The 25,581-nt window shown below is 31.7% G+C and carries 25 protein-coding genes and 1 pseudogene; 18 read left to right on the top strand and 8 right to left on the bottom strand.

The genetic code is table 11. The features are described from left to right. Positions 1-39 precede the first annotated feature (39 nt). From ACYU7A_RS12735 to ACYU7A_RS12690, 10 genes are read left to right on the top strand one after another with little or no spacing between them, the layout of a single operon-like run. Complete coding sequence (locus tag ACYU7A_RS12735) at positions 40-1,620, top strand: FMN-binding glutamate synthase family protein (RefSeq protein ID WP_460577113.1); 1,581 nt, start codon at positions 40-42, stop codon at positions 1,618-1,620. Positions 1,621-1,664: 44 nt separating this feature from the next. Next, entirely contained in the window at positions 1,665-2,087 is a 423-nt protein-coding gene (locus tag ACYU7A_RS12730) for an acyl-CoA thioesterase (protein ID WP_460577111.1), read from the top strand. A 3-nt stretch (positions 2,088-2,090) separates the two neighbouring features. After that, positions 2,091-2,774 (top strand): hypothetical protein, encoded by a 684-nt coding sequence (locus tag ACYU7A_RS12725; RefSeq protein WP_460577109.1) that lies wholly within the window; start codon positions 2,091-2,093, stop codon positions 2,772-2,774. A gap of 4 nt (positions 2,775-2,778) precedes the next feature. After that, on the top strand, positions 2,779-3,759 hold the full coding sequence (locus ACYU7A_RS12720; RefSeq protein ID WP_460577107.1) for a carbon-nitrogen hydrolase family protein: 981 nt from the start codon (positions 2,779-2,781) through the stop codon (positions 3,757-3,759). Positions 3,760-3,763: 4 nt separating this feature from the next. After that, the gene (locus ACYU7A_RS12715; RefSeq protein WP_460577105.1) at positions 3,764-4,333 is read left to right on the top strand and encodes a hypothetical protein; all 570 of its coding nucleotides are present in this window, start codon (positions 3,764-3,766) and stop codon (positions 4,331-4,333) included. 12 nt (positions 4,334-4,345) lie between these two features. After that, positions 4,346-5,455 (top strand): cupin domain-containing protein, encoded by a 1,110-nt coding sequence (locus tag ACYU7A_RS12710; protein WP_460577103.1) that lies wholly within the window; start codon positions 4,346-4,348, stop codon positions 5,453-5,455. Between the two features lie 55 nt (positions 5,456-5,510). After that, on the top strand, positions 5,511-6,419 hold the full coding sequence (locus ACYU7A_RS12705; protein ID WP_460577101.1) for a fumarylacetoacetate hydrolase family protein: 909 nt from the start codon (positions 5,511-5,513) through the stop codon (positions 6,417-6,419). A 44-nt stretch (positions 6,420-6,463) separates the two neighbouring features. Beyond that, positions 6,464-6,892, top strand: coding sequence for a hypothetical protein (locus tag ACYU7A_RS12700; protein ID WP_460577099.1), 429 nt, complete (start codon positions 6,464-6,466; stop codon positions 6,890-6,892). A 5-nt stretch (positions 6,893-6,897) separates the two neighbouring features. After that, on the top strand, positions 6,898-7,647 hold the full coding sequence (locus ACYU7A_RS12695; protein WP_460577097.1) for a maleate cis-trans isomerase family protein: 750 nt from the start codon (positions 6,898-6,900) through the stop codon (positions 7,645-7,647). Continuing rightward, positions 7,634-7,882 (top strand): 4a-hydroxytetrahydrobiopterin dehydratase, encoded by a 249-nt coding sequence (locus ACYU7A_RS12690; RefSeq protein WP_460577095.1) that lies wholly within the window; start codon positions 7,634-7,636, stop codon positions 7,880-7,882. Before ACYU7A_RS12695 ends, ACYU7A_RS12690 begins: the two co-directional genes overlap by 14 nt. Before the next feature lie 162 nt (positions 7,883-8,044). Here the strand turns inward: ACYU7A_RS12690 and ACYU7A_RS12685 are convergent, their stop codons facing one another. Both ACYU7A_RS12685 and ACYU7A_RS12680 read right to left on the bottom strand, forming a co-directional pair. Further along, the gene (locus tag ACYU7A_RS12685) at positions 8,045-8,683 is read right to left on the bottom strand and encodes a M13-type metalloendopeptidase (RefSeq protein ID WP_460577320.1); all 639 of its coding nucleotides are present in this window, start codon (positions 8,681-8,683) and stop codon (positions 8,045-8,047) included. A 195-nt stretch (positions 8,684-8,878) separates the two neighbouring features. After that, a pseudogene (locus ACYU7A_RS12680) lies at positions 8,879-10,068 on the bottom strand (M13 family metallopeptidase); the annotation flags it as partial. 138 nt (positions 10,069-10,206) lie between these two features. Here ACYU7A_RS12680 and porX point away from each other — a divergent pair. The 4 genes from porX to ACYU7A_RS12660 all read left to right on the top strand — a co-directional run bounded on the left by porX (position 10,207) and on the right by ACYU7A_RS12660 (position 13,948). Then, complete coding sequence (porX, locus tag ACYU7A_RS12675) at positions 10,207-11,760, top strand: T9SS response regulator signal transducer PorX (RefSeq protein ID WP_460577093.1); 1,554 nt, start codon at positions 10,207-10,209, stop codon at positions 11,758-11,760. Positions 11,761-11,834: 74 nt separating this feature from the next. Next, positions 11,835-12,242, top strand: a complete 408-nt coding sequence (gene tsaE, locus ACYU7A_RS12670; RefSeq protein ID WP_460577091.1) for a tRNA (adenosine(37)-N6)-threonylcarbamoyltransferase complex ATPase subunit type 1 TsaE — start codon at positions 11,835-11,837, stop codon at positions 12,240-12,242. A 78-nt stretch (positions 12,243-12,320) separates the two neighbouring features. Further along, positions 12,321-13,514, top strand: coding sequence for an alanine dehydrogenase (locus ACYU7A_RS12665; RefSeq protein ID WP_345094667.1), 1,194 nt, complete (start codon positions 12,321-12,323; stop codon positions 13,512-13,514). A gap of 56 nt (positions 13,515-13,570) precedes the next feature. Beyond that, positions 13,571-13,948 carry a DUF4258 domain-containing protein gene (locus ACYU7A_RS12660; RefSeq protein WP_460577089.1) on the top strand — a complete coding sequence of 126 codons (378 nt, stop codon included), beginning with the start codon at positions 13,571-13,573 and terminating at the stop codon, positions 13,946-13,948. Positions 13,949-13,999: 51 nt separating this feature from the next. Here the strand turns inward: ACYU7A_RS12660 and ACYU7A_RS12655 are convergent, their stop codons facing one another. Both ACYU7A_RS12655 and ACYU7A_RS12650 read right to left on the bottom strand, forming a co-directional pair. Continuing rightward, positions 14,000-15,040 carry a PLP-dependent cysteine synthase family protein gene (locus ACYU7A_RS12655; RefSeq protein WP_460577087.1) on the bottom strand — a complete coding sequence of 347 codons (1,041 nt, stop codon included), beginning with the start codon at positions 15,038-15,040 and terminating at the stop codon, positions 14,000-14,002. 70 nt (positions 15,041-15,110) lie between these two features. Further along, positions 15,111-17,171: a S9 family peptidase gene (locus ACYU7A_RS12650; protein WP_460577085.1), complete on the bottom strand. Its 2,061-nt coding sequence runs from the start codon at positions 17,169-17,171 to the stop codon at positions 15,111-15,113. A gap of 151 nt (positions 17,172-17,322) precedes the next feature. On the opposite strand from ACYU7A_RS12650, the gene ACYU7A_RS12645 reads away from it, so the two are divergent. Next, positions 17,323-17,646, top strand: a complete 324-nt coding sequence (locus ACYU7A_RS12645) for a YbaB/EbfC family nucleoid-associated protein (protein WP_460577083.1) — start codon at positions 17,323-17,325, stop codon at positions 17,644-17,646. Between the two features lie 61 nt (positions 17,647-17,707). On the opposite strand, the gene ACYU7A_RS12640 is transcribed toward ACYU7A_RS12645, so the two are convergent. Beyond that, complete coding sequence (locus ACYU7A_RS12640) at positions 17,708-18,733, bottom strand: threonine aldolase family protein (protein WP_460577081.1); 1,026 nt, start codon at positions 18,731-18,733, stop codon at positions 17,708-17,710. 47 nt (positions 18,734-18,780) lie between these two features. Between ACYU7A_RS12640 and prfB the strand changes: the two genes are divergently transcribed. Next, positions 18,781-19,876, top strand: a protein-coding gene (gene prfB / locus ACYU7A_RS12635; protein ID WP_460577079.1) for a peptide chain release factor 2 whose coding sequence is annotated in 2 segments (ribosomal slippage) — positions 18,781-18,843 and positions 18,845-19,876 — 1,095 coding nt in all. Because the reading frame shifts where the segments join, the coding sequence is not laid out codon by codon here. A 156-nt stretch (positions 19,877-20,032) separates the two neighbouring features. Here the strand turns inward: prfB and ACYU7A_RS12630 are convergent. The 3 genes from ACYU7A_RS12630 to ACYU7A_RS12620 all read right to left on the bottom strand — a co-directional run bounded on the left by ACYU7A_RS12630 (position 20,033) and on the right by ACYU7A_RS12620 (position 23,428). Beyond that, positions 20,033-21,256, bottom strand: coding sequence for a porin (locus ACYU7A_RS12630; protein WP_460577077.1), 1,224 nt, complete (start codon positions 21,254-21,256; stop codon positions 20,033-20,035). Between the two features lie 176 nt (positions 21,257-21,432). After that, positions 21,433-22,758, bottom strand: a complete 1,326-nt coding sequence (locus ACYU7A_RS12625; RefSeq protein WP_345094688.1) for an inorganic phosphate transporter — start codon at positions 22,756-22,758, stop codon at positions 21,433-21,435. A gap of 25 nt (positions 22,759-22,783) precedes the next feature. Next, positions 22,784-23,428: a DUF47 domain-containing protein gene (locus tag ACYU7A_RS12620; RefSeq protein ID WP_345094690.1), complete on the bottom strand. Its 645-nt coding sequence runs from the start codon at positions 23,426-23,428 to the stop codon at positions 22,784-22,786. 190 nt (positions 23,429-23,618) lie between these two features. Here ACYU7A_RS12620 and ACYU7A_RS12615 point away from each other — a divergent pair, with 190 nt between their 5' ends. Further along, the gene (locus ACYU7A_RS12615) at positions 23,619-25,247 is read left to right on the top strand and encodes an acyl-CoA carboxylase subunit beta (RefSeq protein ID WP_460577074.1); all 1,629 of its coding nucleotides are present in this window, start codon (positions 23,619-23,621) and stop codon (positions 25,245-25,247) included. 32 nt (positions 25,248-25,279) lie between these two features. Further along, positions 25,280-25,573, top strand: a complete 294-nt coding sequence (locus tag ACYU7A_RS12610; protein WP_460577072.1) for a hypothetical protein — start codon at positions 25,280-25,282, stop codon at positions 25,571-25,573. The last annotated feature ends 8 nt before the right edge of the window (positions 25,574-25,581 follow it).

Genomic DNA, 25,581 nt, shown 5'->3' with positions numbered 1-25,581 from the left:
GTAAAAAGTGATTAGTAAATAGTCCATAGTTATAAAACAATGAGAAAAGCATTCCTAATAATAAGCATCACCATCCTTTCCTTAACTGGAATTCTAATTTACGTCAATTGGAAATTTAGTTTTATGCTATTGATATTTATTCCATTGATTTTAATGGGATTATACGATATGTATCAATCAAAAAAAACCATTCGTAAAAATTTTCCTTTACTCGGAAGAATGCGTTATTTATTAGAAGGGCTTGGTCCAGAAATTCGTCAATATTTTGTAGAAACCGATTTAGAAGGAAAACCATTCAATCGTTTGCAAAGAAGTATTGTTTACCAACGAAGCAAAAAAGAATCTGATTCTATGCCTTTTGGAACGCAATTAGATGTTTATGAAGACGGCTACGAATGGATTAATCACAGTATTCGCGCCATTCCATTTTCAAAAGTAAATGAAAATCCTAAAGTTCATATTGGTTCTTCGCAATGTACTAAACCTTATGATGCAAGTATGTTCAATATTAGCGCAATGAGTTTTGGTTCATTGAGCAAAAACGCAATTTTAGCACTGAACAACGGAGCAAAACAAGGCGGATTTTATCATAATACTGGTGAAGGTGGACTTTCTCCTTATCATCTTCAAGGTGGTGATGTCGTGTGGAATATCGGAACAGGTTATTTCAGTTGCCGCACCGATGAAGGAAAATTCAATTACGATGAATTTGTAAAAAGAGCTACTTTAGACAATGTCAAAATGATTGAAATTAAGTTTTCACAAGGCGCAAAACCTGGTCATGGCGGAATCTTACCAAAAGAAAAAGTTACGGATGAAATTGCAGCAATTCGTTTGGTTTCAAAAGGTCAAGATATTTTGTCACCTCCAACCCACTCTGCTTTTACAACACCTTTAGAATTAATGGATTTTGTAAAATTATTACGAAAAGGTTCCGAAGGAAAACCAATTGGAATCAAAATTTGCATCGGAAATAAATCGGAGTTTTTATCGATTTGCAAAGCAATGGTTGAAACCAAGACGTATTTAGATTTCATCACTGTCGATGGTGGCGAAGGCGGAACTGGTGCGGCACCACAAGAATATTCTGATCACGTTGGAATGCCTTTGCGAGATGCAATTGCTTTTGTTTACGATTCATTAAATGGTTTCGGAATCAAAGATCAAATCAAAATCATTGCTTCTGGGAAAGTTATAACTGGTTTTGATATTGTTCGTACACTTTCATTAGGTGCCGATTTATGTAATTCTGCTCGCGGAATGATGTTTGCTTTGGGTTGTATTCAAGCGCTCGAATGCCACAACAACACTTGTCCAACAGGAGTTGCAACACAAAATCCCGATTTAATGAAAGGTTTAGTTCCTGAAGAAAAAAGCGTTCGTGTAGCACGTTTCCAACACGAAACCGTAAAAAGCGCAATGGATTTAATGGCATCAGCAGGATTATCGCATCCCGACGAAGTAACTCGTGACGTAATCACCACAAGAATCGACAGAAACAAAGTAGAAACCTTTGCCGAAATATTCCCCGAATTAGAAACTGGTTGTTTGTTATTTGAAAGTACAGTTCCCAAAGAATTTTTGTACTTTTGGAGGAAAGCAAGTAGTGAGAAATTTTAATTTGCTCAAAAATCTAAAATCGTTAATCTTCAATCGTTATTCAAATGAACCAACCTTTCATAAAACAAGAAAAAATCCGTTTCAAACACATCGACTATGCAGGAATAGTGTTCTATCCTCGTTTTCTCGAAATGCTTAATGATTTAGTAGAAGATTGGTTTGAAGAAGCATTAGAAAGACCTTTCTCCAAAATGCACGAAACCAATGGAATTCCAACGGTAGATTTGAAAGTACAATTCAAAAATGCTGCACGAATTGGAGAAACTTTAACCAAAAAACTTTGGGTAAAAGAACTAAAAACCTCCTCAATAATTTGCGGATTTCAATTTTTTAATCAAAATAAACAAACCGTTTTAGAAGGCGAAGTCACTTTGGTAAACGTAAAAATCCAAGAAGACAGACAAAGCATCAAAGCAGAAGCTTTTAATGAGGAAATGAAGAGTAGAATTATGAATTATGAATTATGAATTATGAAGTTTCATCAATTATTCATATTAACTCTTTTACTTGTAAGTTGTAAAAACAAGGAAAATGATTACCTAGAAGTTATCAAACAAAATAACCTTTTCTTGCAAGAAGAAATTAATATTTACAATGCTCGACATAAAATAAGAAGTTATGAACTACCAAATATTTATGACACAATAACTTTTAAAAAGATGAATAATCTTCTTGATGAAATAAATCTGTTTAAAAAATATTCTGAATATGAGTTGATTAATTTTAAAATAAATAAAATTGCAAAAGATGAAAAATTAAATATCAAACTAAATTCAATTATAGAAAGTGATAAAAATGTTTTAAAAAATAATTTACTTTTAAATTTAATAGCTCTTAATAAACAATTTATCAATAAAAAATCAAATACTATTTACGATATAACTTATACACCTTATATTAAAAACACAACTAAAAATGACACCTTAATTTTAGATTTTTTATACCATAATTCCTATGTAGTAAAAACTGATTCACTTATTGATGGAAATGATAAAATCATAAATTTTCATAATAATAATAATAATTGTAGAATTTGGCAAGTTAAATACAAGCCTAAATCAAATAAATCAACATATTATGGAAAAATATTTGAAGTAGATTCAGATGGAAATACATATTTAGTAAAAAATATTAAACATTCTATAACAAAATAAAATTATGAATTTTCCAAAATTCAAAGCCGCCGCAGTTCAAACATCACCAGTTTTTCTTAATGTAGAAAAAACGATTGATAAAGCTATATCTTTTATCAAAGAAGCCAGTCAAAACGGAGCGCAATTAATAGCATTTCCAGAGGTTTTCATCGCTGGTTATCCATATTGGAATTGGATTATGACACCAGTTCAAGGTAGTAAATGGTACGAACAATTGTATAAATCTTCAGTGAAGACGGAAGATCTCGTAATGAAACCGTTATTTCAAGCTGCAAAAGATAATAACATACACATTGTAATCGGAATCAATGAACGCGGCGATTCTTATGGTGAAATTTACAATACCAATTTAATAATCGATAACAACGGAAATTTAATTGGTAAACACCGAAAACTTGTTCCGACTTGGGCAGAAAAATTAACTTGGACAAGCGGTGATGGTTCATCTTTAAAAGTTTATAATACAGAAATTGGACCAATTGGAACTTTAGCTTGTGGTGAAAACACTAATACTTTAGCACGTTTTACGTTACTTTCTCAAGGCGAATTAATTCATATTGCAAATTATATTTCGCTTCCTGTAGCACCACCAGATTATAATATGGCTGAAGCAATAAAAATTCGTGCTGCTGCACATTCTTTTGAAGGAAAACTGTTTACCATAGTTTCGTGTTCTACAATTTCTCAAGAAATAAAAGACGCTTTACGAGAAGATGTTCCAAATGTTGATGAACTTTTAACTAGAAAAAATTCTGCTTTTTCAGGATTTATTGGTCCAAATGGAGCAGTAATTGGAGAACCTTTAATTGACGATGAAGGAATGGTTTACGCTGATATTGATTTGGAAAAATGCATCCAACCGAAACAAATGCACGACATTCTCGGACATTACAATAGATTTGATATTTTTGATTTAAGAGTAAATATTGCTCCTACTCGAAAAATTACGTTTATTGATAATCACGAAGAGTTTAATAAAAGATAATATAATGAGCTTTTTCAAAAATATTTTTAGAAGTAATTCTAATGAAAAATTGAGAAATATAACTTCAAATCAAATTGAAGAAGATAGTTGGAAAGATTTGGTTTTTGATATTGTTGAAAGTAGTAAAATAGAAAATAATATTTGGACATTTGTTTGCAAAGCAAAGTATAAAAATTTGGTTGTGGGTTTTAGATTATTTATTATCGACAGTATTGAACCTGGAATAAATAATGATAAAATTGATGAAACAAGGTTTGTTCAAGAAGGATTATCAATTGTTGGAATTGGGGAAGAAAGTGATAATTTTATATATGCAATTTCTTCATTGTATGGAATTCAAAGCATTCAAAAATTTACTAATCAAAAATTATTATACACAGTTTTTCCTTTAAATAATTATGTTGCGAAATTAGAAAAAGGTAAATTTAAATTTAAAGTTTTCTATGATGATTCAGATGAAAAAAAATTATATTCTGAATTTTATATCAATATAGATTTAACTAATAAAATTCTTGAGTTAAATGAAAAAGATAAAGACTATAGAGAGAATATTTTAAAAGCATTTATGCAATAAAAAATTTATAAAATGGAAGATAAATTTTCAGACGATCAAATAGGAAGAGCAAGAGTTCAAGATACACCTGAGCTTGAAGCTTATTACAAAGAATTAGAAACACTTGGTGCTGGTGCATTATGGACAGTTGCTAACGATATAGAACCTTGGGAACCAAGAAGTTCATCGGTTCCAATGCTTTGGAAATATGATGATTTACGAGAATTAGTTTTAAAATCTTCCGAATTAGTTACACCAGAACAAGCAGGAAGACGCGTAGTTTATTTGGTAAACGACAAACGAAAAGACGTTTCTGCAGCTGTTGGTTGGTTGTACACCGGAATTCAAGTGACTCGTCCAGGCGAAAGTACTTCGGCTCATCGTCACAAAGCTTCTGCCCTACGCTTTATTATGGAAGGCGAAAAAGGTTACACAGTTGTTGATGGCAATAAAATAATGTTAGAAGTAAATGATTTTGTGATTACACCCAATTCCACTTGGCACGAACATGGTGTTGAAGAAAGCGGAAAAACGTGCATTTGGCAAGATGGTTTGGATATACCGCTAGTTAATGCATTAGAAGCAAATGATTACGCGGTTTACGATGGTAAACAACCTTTAGTTAAACCATTAAACTATTCACCAATAACTTATGGTTGCGCAGGATTGATTCCAGCTGATAAAACTTGGGACAAACCTTATTCTCCTTTGTTTAAATATTCTTGGAAGAATGTTTATCCAGCACTTTTAGAAGCTCAAAAAGTCAATGAGGTCAATCCGTTTGATGGTATATTTATGCAATATTCCAATCCCTTAACTGGCGGACATGTGATGCAAACTATGGGTGCAGCAATGCAATTATTACCTGCAGGTTTCAAAGGAAAAGCGCACAAACACACAGGTTCATTTGTATACCAATGTGCTAAAGGAAAAGGATATTCCATAATCAACGGCAAACGTTTTGATTGGAAAGAACGAGATATTTTCTGTGTTCCAAGTTGGGCATGGCACGAACATCACAATTTATCTGAAACCGAAGACGCTTGCTTGTTCAATTTCAATGATTTACCGGTGATTGAAGGATTGGGATTATATCAAGGAAGAGAATTGGAAGAAAATAATGGTCATCAGAAAATAGATTAAAGAGAATAGAAAATAGACTTTTAACTTGGCGCCTTTGCGTCTTAGCGGCTTAAACATGAAACTACTTACCTACAAAACAAACGACACCGAACCAAGATTAGGATTCCTACACAACAATCAAGTAATTGATATGGAAGATTTTGGAGAGATATCCAACTTTCCGTTACCAACTTCAATGTTAGAACTAATCGACATGGGATTTGAATTAGTCGAAGAACTTAACGATATGATTGCTGAAACTGATCAATCGTTTTTTGATGAAATCGCCTATGAAATGGACGAAGTAACGTTCCTTTCTCCTATTCCAAAACCTCGTAAAAACATCATTGGAATTGGTTTAAATTATACAGAACACGTTGCTGAAAGTGCAAGAACATTAGACACCACAGGAAAATTACCTCAAAAACCAATCATATTTTCCAAACCGCCAACGACAGTTACAGCAACAAATACTGAAATTATTAAAAATACCAAACTAACCGAACAATTAGATTGGGAAGTGGAATTGGCAGTTGTTATTGGTAAAAAAGGAAAATACGTTCCAAAAGCCGAGGCAATGGATTATGTTTTTGGTTACACAGTAATCAACGATATTTCTGCTCGTGATTGCCGTCGTGAAGGACAATGGATTGTCTCAAAAGGACAAGATACTTTCGCACCAATGGGACCAATTTTGGTTACTAAAGATGAAATCGAAAATCCACATAACTTGAATTTATCTTTAAAAGTTAATGGAATTGAAAAGCAAAATTCAAATACCAAATTCTTATTATTCAACATCAATGATTTAATTGAAGATTTGAGTATCGTTTTCACTTTAGAACCAGGTGATATTATTGCAACAGGAACTCCAGCAGGAGTTGGCGCAGGAAGAAATCCTCAAGAATGGTTATATGATGGCGATGTTGTAGAAGCAACTGTCGAAGGAATTGGAACTATAGTAAACACTGTTAAAGAAATATAGTTAGATTTTTTTATCCAAATATTTTTAAAAATTAAATACGTTTTATGAAAAAAATATTCATTTTAATTTTATTAATATCTTTTAATTCGTTTTGTCAGATAACGGATAATCAAGATGACGATTCTGCTAATGGTGAAAAGATTTCACATGTTGATTTTAATATTTCACTCATAAGACTTATTGCTACACCTGAAAGATATGATGGGAAAGTTATTCAAGTTGAAGGTTTTTTAAATTTAGAATTTGAAGGAAATGCAATTTATCTTCATAAGGAAGATTATGAAAACTCATTATGTGAAAATGGTTTTTGGGTCAATTTTTCAGACGAGATAAAATTGACAAAAAAAACTATTGACTATAATAAAAAATATGTAATAATAATCGGCACATTTGATATGAAATCAAATGGGCATATGGGATTATTTGGTGGAACTATAAAAAATATTACAAGATTAGATGTCTTGAAAAATTAACTAAAATGAAAAAATACAGAATAGGACAAATAGTTCCATCTTCAAACGTAACGATGGAAACCGAAATACCAGCAATCTTTCGTTCACGTGAAACGATTTTACCTGAACGTTTTACTTTCCATTCGAGCAGAATGAGAATGAAAAAAGTAACCAAAGAAGAATTGGAAGCTATGGATGCCATGAGTTTGAAATGCGCACAAGAACTTTCAGACGCTCATGTCGATGTTATGGGTTATGCTTGTTTGGTAGCAATTATGAGTATGGGACGCGGTTATCATTGCGTTTCTGAAGTTAATTTACATCAAGAAACGGTTGCTAACGACTTTCCTACTCCAATTGTAACTTCAGCTGGAGCTTTGATTAATGGTTTGAAAGTTTTAGGTGCCAAACAAATTTCAATAATTACACCTTATATGCGACCATTGACAGATATGGTTGTCGATTATATCGAAAATCAAGGTATCAAAGTAAAACAAAGTATTGCATTAGAAATTCCTGATAATTTGGAAGTTGCTGCACAAAACCCAATGAACTTATTGGAAATTTATAAGCAATTGGATTTAACAGATGTTGATGTTTTAGTTGCTTCTGCTTGTGTGCAAATGCCTTCATTAGAAGCTATTGATTTAATTCAGGCTGAATGTGGAATTCCAGTAACATCGGCTGCAGTCTGCACAACTTATGAAATGATGAAAAAAATAGGAATTGAAGCTAAATCTGCCATTGGTGGCGAACTATTAAATGGAAAATATTAATTGGGAAACCGTAAACGGAAAATTAGTAACTAATTTAAAGTTCAAGTCACAAACAGAATTGGTTGAATTTCTTCTGAAAGTAGCTAAACTTGCTGATGAAATGAATCATCATCCGGATTGTAAAATTCACAAAGCTTTTCAATTAGAAATTTCATTATTTACACATGATAAAAATGAAATTACAGATTTAGATTATCAATTAGCTGAAAAAATAGATAGTATAATTACTAAATAAAAAATCTATGAAAAATTTAATCGCATTCATTGCTGCTTTTTTTGCTGCCAAGAAAACTAAATTTGGTTGTTTTGGTACTGTTATAGTTTTTATTGTTGTGTATTGGTTGGTGAAGAGAATCTTATAAAAAAAGGAGTTCAATATTGAACTCCTTTTTTATTTTTACCAAATAACAACTCTCAACGAATCTGGCTGATACATTGCGCTTCCGGGTTTTATATTGAATGCTTTGTGAAACTCTGGAATATTTGCCAACGGACCATTAATTCTATATTTTGCTGGTGAATGAACATCGGTCATTACTTGCTGCGATAAATATTCTTTGGTTCCATTAACCATCCAAGCGTAACCGTATGCTAGAAAATATCTTTGGTCTGGAGTTAATCCACTAATTTTTTCGTTGGTTTTAAATTGTTTTGTTTTTTTGAATGCTTCATATCCCATAACTACTCCACCTAAATCAGCAATGTTCTCTCCTTGTGTAGCGTCTCCATTCACATTCTTATCGCCTACTTTAAATTTGCTATACTGAGAAACAATTAATGCTGTTTTTTGTTTGAACTTCTTCAAATCTTCAGCGGTCCACCAATTGTTTAAATTTCCTTTGTCATCATACTGACTTCCTTGATCATCAAAACCATGTGTGATTTCGTGACCAAAGGTAGAACCACCAATAATTCCATATAAAATCGCATCATCAGGCATTCTTCCTTCAAATCCAGGAACAATGATATTACATGCCGGAACACAAATTTCATTATTGCTTGGATTGTAATAGGCATTATAAGTTTGTGGATACATTCCCCATTCCGTTCTATCTACAGGTTTTCCATATTTATTAGTCATATAATCGTAAGACCATTTATTGACAGCCATCACATTTTTTAAATAATTATTTCTGTCAATGGTTACAGAACTTAAATCTTTCCATTTATCAGGATAACCAACTTTCATAACAATTTTGCTCAATTTATCTAAAGCTTTTTTCTTAGTTGATTCACTCATCCAATCAAGATTTTTGATACGAACTGCATAAACATCACGAATATTATTACCAATTTCAAGAAGCTTTTCTTTCGTTCCTTTTGGCAAATATTCATCAACATAAACTTGTCCAATTAATTCTCCTAAAGAACCATCTGTTTGCTCAACAATACGCTTCCATCTTGGTTTTTGAACTTTAACACCGCTCATCACAGTAGAATAAAATTTGAAGTTTTGGTCTTCGATTTCCTTGTTCAAATAAGAAGCATACGTATTAACTAAATCCCATTTTAAATATGTCTTCCAATCTTCAATGGCATAAGATTTTAGCATTCCATTTAATGCTTTATAAAATTCTGGCTGTCCAACTATTACAGTATCAGCTTTTGCAATACCAAAATCTTTTAGAGTTACATTCCAATCGATATTTGGAGTAATTCCATTCAATTGGGCAATACTCATTTTGTTATAGTTCTTAATTGGATCACGTAAAGCTTCTAATTTCCTTGAAGCCTTCGCTAAATCGGTTTCTAATTTCATGATTGAAGCCGCATTTTTTGTAGCTAAATCTTGTTTAACTCCTATCAACTCCATCATCTTTTGAACATGTTTAACGTATTCTGTACGAATAGTAACAGTTTCTTCATCAGTATTGAAATAGTACCTAATCCTAAACCTCCTTGATGAAGAAAAATAGCATTTTTAGCACTATTTTTATCATCTTGTCCTACATAAAAACCGAAACCAGCTCCAGAACCAATAGTATGCAAATGACCAATTTCTTTCAGCAAACTTGGAACATCTTTAATGGCATCAATTTTAGAAAATTCGTCTTTTAAAGGATTTATTCCTAGTTTATTTATGGTTGTAGAATCCATTCCAGAAGCATAAAAATCGCCAATCTTTTGTTTGTTACTACCTTTTTCAGCGCCAGCTTCAGAAGAAGTTTCGCAAATAGATTTTATTTGATTGTTGATGGTGTCCTGAATCATTCTAAAAATACCATTACTTCTCTCAGAAGAAGGAATAGGATGGTTTTTAAACCAACCTCCATTAGCATAATTAAAAAAATCATCTGATGGATTGATGGTCGTATCTCTATTAGTTAATAATGGATCAACAAAAGTGGTTTCTTTTTTATCACAACTTACTATAGTTATTGCAGTCAAAGTTATAACTGATAATCTTTGTATTAATTTCATATAAAATATTTTAAAATTCAAATTTAATCATTTTTATCTTTTAATATACCTATTGCTATTTATTACTATTTTTTTTACAATAATTTTAATACATCGTTCGTTCTATAAATAGTAAATTGCACCAAATTAAATACCATTATGGATAAAATCAAAATACTTTGGGTGGATGATGAGATTGATTTGTTAAAACCACACATCCTTTTTTTAGAGAAGAAAAATTATGAAGTAACTACTTGTAATAATGGTCGTGACGCAGTAGATATTTTTGCTGAAAACAATTTTGATGTAGTTTTCTTAGACGAAAATATGCCTGGAATGAGCGGATTGGAAACGCTATCAGAAATTAAAGAGAAGAAATCTTCTACGCCAGTAATAATGATTACAAAAAGCGAAGAAGAATATATAATGGAAGAAGCAATTGGTTCTAAAATTGCCGATTACCTTATCAAACCAGTAAATCCAAATCAGATTTTATTGAGTTTGAAAAAGAATTTAGATCATTCTAGATTGATTTCAGAAAAAACAACTTTAGATTATCAAAAGGAATTTAGAAAAATTGCTTTAGAACTTTCTATGGTGAATTCCTATGAAGATTGGATTGAGCTATACAAAAAGTTAATCTTTTGGGAATTAGAACTTGAAAACATTGAAGATTCTAATTTAATTACAATTTTAGAATCACAAAAAGTAGAGGCCAATTCACAATTTGGAAAGTTTATTGAACGAAACTATGAAGATTGGTTCAGTCCTAAAGCTGATAAACCTATTCAATCTCATACTCTATTTAGAGAATTAGTTGTTCCCGAATTAGTAAAAAAAGACAAACCAGTACTTTTTATTGTTATTGACAATTTACGTTATGATCAATGGAAAGCTATGGAAAGTACCATTAATAATTATTACAAATTAGAGAAAGAAACTCCATATTTTGCTATACTTCCAACGGCAACACAATATGCTAGAAATGCTATATTTTCTGGATTAACGCCATTAGAAATGGAAAAGCAGTTTCCTCAATACTGGAAGAATGATGTTGAAGAAGGTGGAAAAAACTTATATGAAGCTGAATTTTTAACAGCACATTTAAAACGTTTGGGATTAAATATAAAACAAGATTATTTCAAAATCACAAATTTGGCAGGTGGAAAAAAATTAGCAGATAATTTTAGAGCACTAAAAGACAATAATTTAGTTACTGTTGTATACAATTTTGTTGATATGCTCTCTCATGCTAAAACAGAAATGGATGTTGTAAAGGAATTAGCATCAGATGATAAAGCCTACCGTTCATTGACATTGAGTTGGTTTAAAAACTCGCCATTGTTAGATATAATTCAACAAGGTCAAAAACTTGGATTTAAATTAATAATCACAACAGATCACGGAACTATAAATGTAAAAAATCCATCTAAAGTGATTGGTGATAAGAATACAAGTTTAAACTTAAGATACAAAACAGGACGAAGCTTAACTTATGAAGATAAGGATGTTTATGCCATTAAAGACCCAAAAAAAATTGGTTTACCAGCAATAAATATGAGCAGTTCTTATATTTTTGCAAAGAATGATAACTTTTTGGCTTACGTAAACAATTATAACCATTATGTAAGTTATTACAGAAATACTTACCAACATGGAGGTATTTCCTTAGAAGAAGTTATTGTTCCATTTTTAGTATTTAATCCGAGATAAAAATAGTTTGCAGTAGTCAGTGTTCAGTAGGCAAAAATCTGAACACTGAACACTGAACACTGAACACTGAATATATGGAAATAATTTTCACTTTAGATGAAATTGATGCAGTTGCACAAAAAATCAATTCAGAAAATCCCAAAAAAGTTATTCTTTTTAATGGATTAATGGGCGTTGGAAAGACAACTTTAATAAAATCTTTAGCTAAAAATTTAGGTGTGAATGACGCTACAAGCAGTCCAACCTTTTCTTTAGTTAATGAGTATCAAATATCTAATAATCAATATATTTATCATTTTGATGTTTATCGATTAAAGAATGAAACTGAAGCATTAGATATGGGTATTGATGAATATCTTTATTCTGGAAATTGGTGTTTTATCGAATGGGCAGAAAATATTCCAAATTTAATTCCTGAGGAACATTCTAAAATCAAAATCGTGATGCTTCCAGACGGAAGAAGACATTTAACTTTAACATAGAATAGATAGCTAAAATGAAATTGCTATTGTAATTACTATTTAATTTTTTGTAACTTGTGCCATAATTCATTTGTAACTATGTCACTTACACCTTTTACAAAACAACAACTTCTTCCTCAAGAAGAAAAATTAGAAATTGCTCGTCACAAAAGCGAATTGTTTATTGGTATTCCAAAAGAGACAAGTTATCAAGAGCGACGCATTTGCTTAACTCCTGATGCGGTAAATTCTTTAACTTCACACGGACATCGCGTAATGATGGAAGCTGGTGCAGGTGAAAGCTCAAGCTACACTGATAAAGAATATAGTGATGCTGGTGCTGAAATTACAAATGATACTAAAAAGGTGCTTTCTTGTCCGATGCTTTTAAAGGTTGAGCCACCTACTATGGCGGAAATTGAATTGATGAATCCAAATTCTTTAATCATTTCAGCAATTCAATTAAAAACCAGAAAGAAAGAATATTTTGAAGCACTTACCAAAAAGAAAATTACTGCATTAGCATTTGAATACATAAAAGATGAAGACGGTTCTTATCCTGCTGTTAAATCATTGAGTGAAATTGCAGGAACTGCTTCGGTTCTTATCGCAGCTGAATTAATGATAAACAATCAATTTGGAAAAGGATTATTATTTGGAAATATAACTGGGGTTCCTCCTACTGATGTTGTTATACTTGGCGCCGGAACAGTTGGTGAATTTGCAGCAAAAACAGCTATTGGACTTGGAGCAAGTGTAAAAGTATTTGATAATTCAATTACTAAGTTAAGACGACTTCAAAATAATTTGAATCACCGAGTTTTTACATCTACAATTCAGCCAAAATCATTATTGAAAGCTTTGCGTCGTTGTGATGTTGCCATTGGAGCCATGAGAGGAAAAGATCGTTGTCCTGTAGTTGTTACAGAAACAATGGTTGAACACATGAAAAAAGGCGCTGTAATTGTTGATGTAAGTATTGATACTGGAGGTTGTTTTGAAACTTCGGAGATTACCACTCATGAAAAACCAACCTTTATTAAGAGTAATGTTATCCACTATTGTGTTCCTAATATTCCATCAAGATATTCTAAAACAGCATCGCTATCAATAAGTAATATTATTACACCTTATCTCCTTCAAATAGCAGAAGATGGCGGAATTGAAAGCGCCATAAGATGCAATAAAGGTCTAAAAAATGGTATTTACTTATATCACGGCATTTTAACAAACAAAGCTATTGGTGATTGGTTTAATCTTCCTGATAGTGATATAAATTTAATAGTTTTTTAAATTAGTATTCCTTCCAAAATAATTTTGTTTAGTTTACATTTGCAAAAAAATTAACAATGAAATTTTATCAAAGATTAGCTTATTATCTTGTAGGTTTGGTTATGGGTGCATTTGTTGTGGCCCTTGTTTTATCTGGTAAAGATACGCGTTGTAATTATTTTCCAAATGCACGCGTTTTAAATGATTTAAGAAATAAACCTTTCAATTATAGTATAGAAGCTTCAAGAAAACTTTCAGAAGATTGGATTGATACTATTGATATAAAAAATACACTTACTTATGGTGATGTAGATTTTGATAAAAGCAATGTTGTTTATCAAAAAGGGAAGTTATATATAATTGAAGGAAAAACAACAAAGAATGATACAATTACTTTGAGAGTAATTAATTATCCTAGTAAAGCTGTTTTAGAAGATATTATTAGAAAGAAATAAAAAAAACTCCGATAAATTATCGGAGTTTTTTTTATGTATAAAGTAAATCTATTACTTAATAAATTCAATTTTTTGAGCTTCTTCAACATTAACACTGTCAAAAAAACCTTGCTCATTCATCCAATCATCACTAAATACTTTACTCATGTATCTAGAACCGTGATCTGGAAAAATTACAACTACATTACTCTCTGATGTAAATTCACCTTCTTCAGCAAATTGTTTTACCGCTTGTAAAGCAGCTCCAGAAGTATATCCTACAAATAAACCTTCTGTTTTAGCAATTTCTCTTGTAGTGTGAGCACTTTCTTCGTCTGTAACTTTCATGAATTTATCAATAGATTCAAAATCGGTAGCGGTTGGAATTAAATTTTTTCCTAAACCTTCAATTCTGTATGGATAAATTTCGTCGTTATCAAATTCTTTAGTTTCATGATATTTTTTCAAAACCGAACCAAAAGCATCAACTCCTAAAATTCTAATGTTTGGATTTTTCTCTTTTAAAAATTTTGCAATACCTGAAATAGTTCCTCCTGTTCCACTACAAGCAACAAGATGTGTTATTTTTCCTGAAGTTTGTTCCCAAATTTCTGGACCTGTAGTCATATAATGTGCATCAATATTCAATTGATTAAAATATTGATTGATATAAACAGAACCTTTAGTTTCTTCGTGCAAACGTTTTGCAACATTGTAATAAGAACGCTCATCATCAGCAGAAACGTGAGCTGGACAAACATAAACTTTTGCTCCTAAACTACGAAGCATATCAATTTTGTCTTTTGATGATTTTGAACTTACTGCTAAAATACAGTTGTATCCTTTAATAATACTTACCATCGCAATACTAAAACCAGTATTACCTGAGGTAGTTTCAATAATTGTATCACCAGGAGTCAAAATTCCTTTTCTCTCGGCTTCTTCGATAATATATAATGCAATTCTGTCTTTTGAAGAATGTCCTGGATTGAAGGCTTCAACCTTAGCATAGAAGTTTCCTTCTAAATTTTCGGTTACTTTGTTCAGCTTAATAAGAGGTGTATTTCCTATTAATTCCAAAACATTATTATAGGCTTTTATTTCTTCTTTCATAAATAAAAAATTAGTGTCGAGGCAAAATTTTTAAAATTAGCTTGCCACAAAACCTTGCAAATTTAATAAATTAATTTTTAATTTTTTCTAAATCTAACAAAAAACTGAATTCTTTGGCAACTTCTTTAAGAGATTCAAATCTTCCCGATGCTCCTCCATGACCTGCATCCATATTTGTGTCCATAAATAATTGTTTAGAATTGGTTTTTAAAACTCTCAATTTAGCCACCCATTTAGCTGGTTCCCAATATTGTACCTGCGAATCATGCAATCCTGTAGAAATATATAAATTTGGATAATCTTGCTCTTTTACATTATCATAAGGTGAATAAGACAACATATAATCGTAATATTTTTTAACATTTGGATTACCCCATTCATCATATTCTCCTGTTGTTAATGGAATAGTATCATCAAGCATCGTTGTTACAACATCAACAAATGGCACTTGAGCAATTACACCATTATATAATTCGGGATTCATGTTGATAATCGCACCCATTAATAATCCTCCAGCAGAACCACCTTCAGCATATAAATGTTCGGCAGAAGTATATTTTTCAGCAATTACATGTTTAGAACAATCAATAAAATCGGTAAAAGTATTTTTCTTTTTTAATAATTTTCCATCTTCATACCACATCCTTCCCATGTCTTCACCACCACGAACATGAGCTATGGCATAGATAAATCCTCTATCCAATAAACTTAATCGCGTTGTTGAAAAATAAGGCTCCATTGTCATTCCATAAGAACCATAAGCATACAAAAGAAACGGATTTTTACCATTCAACATCATTCCTTTTCTATAAACCATAGACATTGGAATTTTGGTTCCGTCTTGAGCAGTTGCCCAAATACGTTCTTCGATGTAATTGTTTTTATCAAATTTTCCTCCGAGAACTTCTTGCTCTTTCAAGATAGTTTTCTCTTTAGTACGCATGTTAAAATCAATCACCGATGACGGAATTGCCATAGATTGATAACCATAACGAAGAATTTCTGTATCAAAATCAATATTCGTTGTGGTATAAGCTGTGTATGTTTCAAGTTCAAAAGGCAAATAGTATTCTCCTTCTCCACTCCAAGGCATAATTCTGATTTTATTCAAACCATCAAAACGTTCTGAAACCACCAAATAATCTTTAAAAATATCAATGCCTTCCAATAAAACCTCTTCTCTATGCGGAATCAAATCCACCCAATTTTCTTTAGAAGTTTTATCTTCAGGAGTTTTCATCACTTTAAAATTGGTAGCATCATCTTTATTGGTAACGATATAAAAACTATCTTCATAATGTGAAATAGAATATTCTAACTCACGAGTACGTTTTTGAAAGATTTTAAATTGTTCATCAGGTGTTGCCGATAAAAGAATCTGAAATTCAGAAGTTAAAGTACTTTCAGAAGAAATAATCAAGTATTTTTTTGATTTCGATTTGTAAATAGAAACATTGAAAGTGTCGTCTTTTTCGAAATAAACTACAACATCTTCTGATGGATTTGAACCTAATTTATGTTTGTAAATTCTATCAGGACGAAGTGTTACTTCATCTTTTCTTGAGTAAAACAAAGTCTTATTATCACTTGCCCAAGTTGCGCCTCCAGTAGTATTTTCAATTTTGAGAGGAAGAATTTCGTTAGTTTCTAAATTCTTAATTTGAATGGTATATTGACGCCTAGAAACGGTATCAACTCCAAAAGAAACCCATTCATTATCTTCACTTATACTAATTCCATTTAAGTTAAAATACGAATGTCCTTTTGCCATTTCGTTGCAATCAAACATTATTTCTTCTTTGGCATCAAGTGAACCTTTTTTTCGGGAATGAATTGGATAATCTTTACCTTTTTCAAATCTAGTAATGTAATAATAGCCATTGTAAAAATAAGGAACCGACGAATCATCTTCCTTAATTCTTGCTTTCATTTCTTCAAATAAATCTTTTTGAAACTCTTTAGTATGCGCTGTTGATTGATTGTAATAATCGTTTTCTTTATTCAAATAATCAATAACTTCAGGGTTTTCTCTATCGTTTAACCAATAATAATTATCTATTCTAACATGACCATGTTTTTCAAGTTCATGAGGAATCATTTTAGCAATTGGCGGTTGTATTTCTGTACTCATAATTGTATTAAAATTCAAAGCAAATGTATTGCAAACTAGTCTTTAATAAATGTTAAGTGCTAAGATTGTTATTGACATTGATATTAACATAAAATGATATTGACTTGCTCAGATGAAATTCCTAATTTTGCGAAATTAAAGACTTAAAATTATGTTTGGAGATATCATGGGAATGATGGGTAAACTTAAAGAAACCCAACAAAAAATTGAAGAAACTAAAAAAAGATTAGATACTGTTTTAGTGGACGAGCAAAGCAATGACGGCTTGTTAAAAGTAACTTTAACTGCTAATAGAAAAATAAAGACAATAGAAATTGATGAAAGCCTATTGCAAGACAAAGAACAACTTGAAGATTACTTGATTCTTACTTTAAATAAAGCTATAGAAAAGGCGACTAACGTTAACGAAGCCGAGTTAGGTGCTGCAGCAAAAGATGGAATGCCAAATATTCCTGGAATGGATATGTTTAAATAAATTCCAAAAATTAAATTCTAAATTCCAATTTTTGATAATTAAAGATTGGAATTTGGGATTTTTAAAACTGCATTTTGGAAAGTGCTTCCATTACATAACTATGCATCACTTCTTTGTAATCCAAATGGGTTACGATACGAAGTTTTCCTTGTCCCATAGAACTTATGTGGATGTTTTTTTGTTTTAATTTTTCAATAACCCATTTATCTTCCAATGATGGTCTTACTGAAAAAATTAAGATATTAGTTTCAATTGGCTCTACTTTTTCAACCCAAGGAAGTTTACTCAATAATTCACCTAATTCTTTAGCACGTCTATGATCATCTTCCAATCGAAGCATATTGTGTTGCAAAGCATACATTCCGGCGGCAGCTAAATATCCAGATTGTCGCATTCCTCCTCCAAATATTTTTCTAATACGAAGTGCACGTTTCATATCGGCTTTGGTTCCTAGTAACAAGGAGCCAATTGGAGCGCCAAGTCCTTTAGATAAACAAACTGAAATGGTATCAAATAATTCACCAAATTGTTTTGGATGCTGTTTTTTAGCCACCATAGCATTCCACAATCGAGCACCATCCAAATGATATTTTAAATTATTCTCTGTGCAAACTTGCTTTATTTTTCTCAATTCAGCCAAATCATAACAAGCGCCACCACCTTTATTTGTAGTATTTTCAATACTAACTAAAGAAGTTAATGGTGCGTGATAAAATTCAGGATCATTTATGGCGTTTTTTACTAAATCAGCGGTAATCATTCCTCGTTTTCCATCAACCAAACAACAAGAAACACCACTATTAAAAGATGCTCCACCGCCTTCATAATGATAAATATGAGAATATTTATCGCAAATTACTTGTTCGCCAGGTTGCGTATGAAGTTTGATTGCTGTTTGATTAGCCATAGTTCCACTTGGAAAAAACAAAGCAGCTTCCATTCCAAATAACTGAGCAACAGCAGATTCTAATTCATTTACTGTTGGATCTTGCTTGTAAACATCATCACCTACTTTGGCGTTAAACATAAACTGCAACATTTCGTTGCTAGGTTTGGTTACAGTGTCACTAACTAAATTTATTTCCATATCAATTTCTGATGCATTACATTTGCGTTTACAAAATTACATTATTTATGACAAATACCGAACAAATTAAAGGTATTGTAGAACGTCTTGGTGCGTTGAGGAGGTATCTTTGACATTGATGCCAAGCTTATCGAGATAACCAACGAAGAGGAAAAGACCTTTGCGCCAGACTTTTGGAACAATGCCAAAGAAGCAGAATTGATTGTAAGAAACCTGCGTTCTAAGAAAAAATGGGTGGAAGATTTTGAAAAAGCAAATTCGCTTGCCGAAGAACTTCAAATGACTTATGACTTTTATAAAGAAGGTGATGCCACTGAAGAAGAACTAGATACACAATATGAATTAACCAATAATTTATTGGAAGATATCGAATTCAGGAATATGCTTTCTGATGAAGGTGATAATTTGAGTGCTGTCTTGCAAATTACTGCTGGTGCTGGCGGAACTGAAAGTTGTGATTGGGCTTCCATGTTAATGCGAATGTATTTAATGTGGGCTGAAAAACAGAAGTATAAAGTAAAAGAATTAAACTTTCAAGAAGGTGATGTTGCCGGAATTAAAACCGTGACGCTAGAAATTGAAGGTGATTTTGCTTTTGGATATTTAAAAGGTGAAAATGGTGTGCATCGATTGGTACGAATTTCGCCTTTTGATAGTAATGCCAAACGTCATACTTCTTTTGCATCAGTTTATGTTTATCCTTTGGTTGATGATACTATAGAAATTGAAATTAATCCAGCGGATATTGAGATTACAACAGCACGTTCAAGTGGCGCAGGTGGACAAAATGTCAATAAAGTTGAAACTAAAGTTCAATTAGTTCACAAGCCAACCGGAATTCAAATTCAGTGTTCAGAAACGCGTTCGCAACATGACAATAGAAATCGCGCGATGCAAATGTTGAAGTCGCAATTATATGAAATTGAGTTAAAAAAACAATTAGCACAAAGAGCAGATATTGAAGCCGGAAAAATGAAAATCGAATGGGGTTCACAAATTAGAAATTATGTGATGCAACCTTATAAATTGGTCAAAGACGTTCGCACTGGAAAAGAAACTAGCGATGTTGATGGCGTAATGAACGGCGAAATTGATGGATTTTTGAAAGCTTACTTAATGATGATGGGACAAAAAGAGGAATAATTATGAGTTAAAAATTACGAATTACGAATTTTAAAATAATTTGCAATTCGTAATTCATAATTCATAATTTCAACTTATATTTGCATCGAGGATTCCGAAAGGAAGTTACACCTCACCACAATAGCCGATCGCTCCAGATCGGCTTTTGTATTTTTATTAGATTCCTATTTCTACTTGAAAACGTAGATACCAGTTGTTTTTAGTAGCTCCACTAAAACTTTCTAAAGTATCATAATTCAATTCTGCTTGAAGTTTAAACGTGTGTTCCCAAATATATTTTGTTACACCAAAAGAATACTCTTTAACTTTTGGTGCAAGAGTTTCAATGTCACTTCCAACATTTTGTATAGAATATCTTCCAATAAATTCGTAGTTCTTTCTAGTATTATAACTCAATTGATAATCAAATCCATTTCCAACAAATACATAATTTGACTCTGTTAAATCATCTGGATTATATGTAATTGCATTGTCGTTAGTAGTTCTAGACATAAAACTTGTCATGGCTGCCCAACCATTGTATTTGAACATGGCATCCAATAAAACAGATTTCATGGTGCGTTGTTCAAACAAATCATTACCCAATTGGCCTTGAGTTCTTCGAGCATGATTATTTTGCTGAAAAGCACCAGAGATCATTAATTTTGGTTTCTTTTCTCTGATAACATCTCCTTCAAAATAAGTCCCATCTTTGGTAAAAGCTCCAAGTGGAAAGAACTCCACCTTTCCAGTAACTGCAATTCCATCGTCAGCTTTTCCAGTAACATTTCTACCTTCACCTGTTGATAAAGCTGCTTTTAGATTATAAGAAAACTTATCTTTAAATTCATTCATGTTGTGGACTTGAAATCCAAAATCTCTATCGATAGTAAATTTTGCATTATTAATGGTTCTATCGGTCAACTGCAAACCTCCTGAAGAATTCACACGCTGTCTATTTCCTGGTAACTTTGTTTGACCAAAACCTATATTCCAATGTTTATTTGGACGATAAAAAACAACAGCATCACGAATAATATTGATATTCTCACCTTCTCTAATTTCTCCAACATCGCCTGGAGCAAAAGATAATTGAATTGCATAAAGAAATTTTGGATTTCCAACATATCCATCAAGTCGTAAACGCAAACGACGAATTTGTCCATCATATGCACCATTTTCACCATCATTTTCAAGATAAGTAACTCTATTTTGCATTCTAAAACGAATGTTTAATTGGTACAAACTATCAGGTGAAGTTATTCCAACACCTTTACCAAAACTATAATAAGGTAAAGCAGATAATTTAATATCATTATCATGTTTAGTTTGCTCAATAGTAACCTGAGCTTGAGTAAAAATTGTTGAAATTAATACTCCAATAAAGATTATTCTTTTCATTTCTAAAAAATTGTGTTGTCTATGTTAAGTTGTTGTTATGAGTTGATTTTGTAATAGTTTTAAAATTTTTAATTTAAGATTATGAAAAAAAATAGACACAACTTTAAATTAACATTGAAAAAAATGATTTAAAAAAAACTGCCCGAAGACAGTTATTTTATAATATAATAATTTTATTAAATAAATATTTTTAATAAATAATATACAATTGCAGCCAAAACAGCTGAAACAGGAATGGTCAAAACCCATGCCCAAAGCAACTTAACGGTAACACCCCAACGAACTGCAGAAACTCTTTTGGTAACTCCTACTCCAATAATTGATCCGGTAATAGTATGTGTTGTAGAAACAGGAATTTTAAAATGCTCTGTTGTAAACAAGGTTAATGCTCCTGCAGATTCAGCTACAACGCCTTCAAAAGCAGTTACTTTTGTAATTTTAGAGCCCATTGTTTTAACAATTTTCCATCCACCACTTAATGTTCCTAACGCAATAACGGTATAACATGTTAATGGAATCCATCCTGGCATATTTGATTTTATACCTTTATCTTCATCAGGTAAAACTACATTCAAATCTAGCCAACCATCTGACATATTCATGTTTGGATTCATTCGTATGTAAACAGCAACAGCTGCTGCAATAATACCCATTACTTTTTGAGAGTCATTTCCACCATGTCCTAAACTAAATGCTGCTGATGACAATAATTGCATTTTCTTTAAAACTGCTTCAGCTTTAGCTGTAGAAAGTCTGCTAAAAAACAAGTTGAAAATTGCTAAACTAAAAAATATGAAGGCTACTAATAGCCATTTGATATTATGAGGTTCTGTAACTACACTCCAAAAATGACTATCAAATCTTGGTTTTTTAATATCTTCATAAGATATCATTACAGATGTTAAAAACCAAATCATTAAAATCATTAAAGTAACAGTTACAATCTTTGGATAAATGTTTTTCTTAGAGGAATACATTAACCAAATTGACATGAAATAGGAAATTATCATCCCTAATAAAGGAGCAAAAACTATAAAAATAATTACAATTACAACTCCAGAAGGCATTAACTCGCCTTCTTTAGCCGCTTTAAACCAGTTTACAATTTTAAATCCAGCATGTTCAGGATCGGTTACACTTGATAATCCGTGAGCTATTGCTGCTCCTGCAAAACCACCAATTAAAGTATGAGAAGAGGATGATGGAATTCCTTTCCACCAAGTCAATAAATTCCATATAATAGCAGCGATAACACCAGCTAAAATTGTAATCAAATCAATACTACTTGTATGAGCCGTTTTTGCAACGGTATCAGCAACACCAAATCCGAAAACCCAATAGGCCAAAAAGTTGAAAAAAGCTGCCCAAAGTACCGCTTGAAAAGGAGTCAATACTTTAGTTGCAACGATCGTAGCAATTGAGTTTGCTGCATCGTGAAAACCATTGATGTAATCAAATACTAATGCTAGAAATATGATTACTATTAATAGAGTAAAATCCATAAAAGTGATTTTTTTAGCTAACTATTTATGAATGTTTAACTGAAATTTGCTCCATTACATTAGAAACACTCTTACATTTGTCTGAAGCTGATTCTAAAGCAGATAAAACTTCTTTGTATTTTATGATGTTTTTAGCATCAGTCTCATTTTCAAAAATATCAGCTACTGCTTTATCAAATACTGAATCTGCTTTGCTTTCTAATTTGTTTATCTTTTTGCAAGTATCTTTTATCGCTTTATGGTCTTTCATGTCTTTCAATTCCTTGATTCCAACACCAATTAATTGACAAGCTTCCAAATTAATTTCAGTTAATTTTCTGATTGATTTAGTGATTTTTTCAACTTGATATAATCTCATTTTACTTGCAGCACCATGCATGTAATCAGCTACATTATCAATAGCTTTTATTAATGAATGGATGTCTTCTCTGTCGAATGGGGTAATAAAATTTCTACTCAACTCTAAGTGCGTTTTGTGAGTTATCTCCTCAATCGTTGCCTCTAAATCTTCAATTTTTTTATAATAATCTTCACGTTCTGTTTTTGGTGCATTAACAGCTTCATGCAATGTTTCTGCTAATAAAATTAAATTTGCCGAAGCTTGTTCAAATAATGGAAAGAACTTTTTATCTTTCGGAACAAAAAACTGAAAAATGTTGTTTAATGACATTTGGATATCTATTTAATAATTTTGACGCAAAAGTAGTAGTGCTATGTTAAATTATCGTTAACATAACAACAAATAGAAGTTATTAATTTTAACATTTTATAATAATAATTTAACACGAACAAGGATTTACAATAGTAATATTTCAAACGTTTTCGTATTTTAGCAAAAACTAAAACAAGCATCTAATTTTATGGACTTAAACTTCAACAAAAACGAAGATCATAACAAACTTTTATTATCTGATTTAAAGCAAAAATTTGCCAAAGTTAAACTTGGTGGTGGTGAAAAAAGAATCGAAAAACTTCATGCAGAAGGCAAAATGACTGCACGAGAACGTATCGATTATTTACTTGATAATAAATCAAATAGCATTGAAATTGGAGCATTTGTTGGAGACGGAATGTATGCCGAACATGGTGGTTGTCCTTCCGGTGGCGTTGTAGTGAAAATTGGATATATTTCAGGAAAACAATGTATTGTTGTTGCCAATGATGCGACTGTAAAAGCTGGTGCATGGTTTCCAATTACTGGAAAGAAAAACCTTCGTGCGCAAGAAATTGCTATGGAAAATCGTCTTCCTATTATCTATTTAGTCGATTCTGCTGGAGTTTATTTGCCAATGCAAGATGAAATTTTCCCTGACAAAGAACATTTTGGTAGAATTTTTAGAAATAATGCTATTATGTCAAGCATGGGAATTACTCAAATTGCTGCTGTTATGGGAAGTTGTGTTGCTGGTGGTGCTTATCTTCCAATTATGAGTGATGAAGCCATGATTGTAGATAAAACAGGAAGTATTTTTCTAGCAGGAAGTTATTTAGTAAAAGCTGCTATTGGTGAAAACATTGACAATGAAACTCTTGGTGGAGCAACAACGCATTGCGAAATTTCTGGTGTTACCGATTATAAAGCCAAAGATGATAAAGATGCATTAGATAGAATAAAAAGCATCGTTGGAAAAATTGGTGATTATGATAAAGCTGGTTTCAACAGAGAAAAACCTCAAAAACCTGCCTTAAAAGAAGAAGATATTTACGGAATTATTCCAAAATCTCGTTCTGATCAATATGATATGATGGAAGTTATCAAACGATTGGTTGATAATTCTGAAATGGATATGTATAAAGAAGATTACGGAAAATCTATCATTACTTGTTATGCAAGAATCGATGGTTGGGCAGTTGGAATTGTAGCTAATCAACGAACGGTTTCTAAAACTAAAAAAGGTGAAATTGAATTTGGAGGTGTAATTTATTCTAGTTCGGCAGATAAAGCAACTCGTTTTATTGCCAATTGTAATCAGAAAAAAATACCATTAGTTTTTCTTCAAGACGTTACAGGTTTTATGGTTGGTTCAAAATCAGAACATGGCGGAATTATTAAAGATGGAGCAAAAATGGTAAACGCAGTTTCAAATTCTGTAGTTCCAAAATTTACTGTTGTAGTAGGAAATTCTTATGGTGCAGGAAATTACGCTATGTGCGGTAAAGCATATGACCCAAGATTAATTTTTGCTTGGCCAAGTGCCGAATTAGCTGTTATGGGTGGAACTCAAGCTGCAAAAGTTTTAGCACAAATTGAAGCATCATCACTAAAAGCAAAAGGCGAAACCGTTGACGAAAAAGTAGAACAAGAATTATTTGATAAAATCAAAGCAAGATACGATGCACAAGTTTCTCCTTATTATGCTGCATCAAGATTGTGGACCGACGCTATTATTGATCCATTAGAAACTAGAACATGGATTTCTATGGGAATTGAAGCAGCTAACCACTCGCCTATTGAGAAGAAATTTAATTTGGGTGTGATTCAAGTTTAATATTTTATATTTTAAACCGTAATGAGAGTCCGATGAATGAAATAAGTAAAAAAATACTAAAAGTAATTTTTATCATTTTAGTTGGTTTTCCATCAAGTATTTTCTTTTATATTAAAATTGAAGAGCTAATTATAGAAGATAACGGTGGTTTCGGTAATAGATATAGAAATCCTAAATTAAGTTGGTTGTTTGATTATTTCTATAATTTAAATGACTATCGATATACTGCTAATGCTCTATTTTCTATTATTATGTTTTTCTTTGGATTTTGCTTTGCAATAGTGCTGATGCATTCTTTAAATAAATTATTAAAATTAATCAAGTAACAAATCCC

This window comes from Flavobacterium koreense, from assembly GCF_054776075.1.
This window is presented reverse-complemented; position numbering and strand designations above follow the sequence as displayed.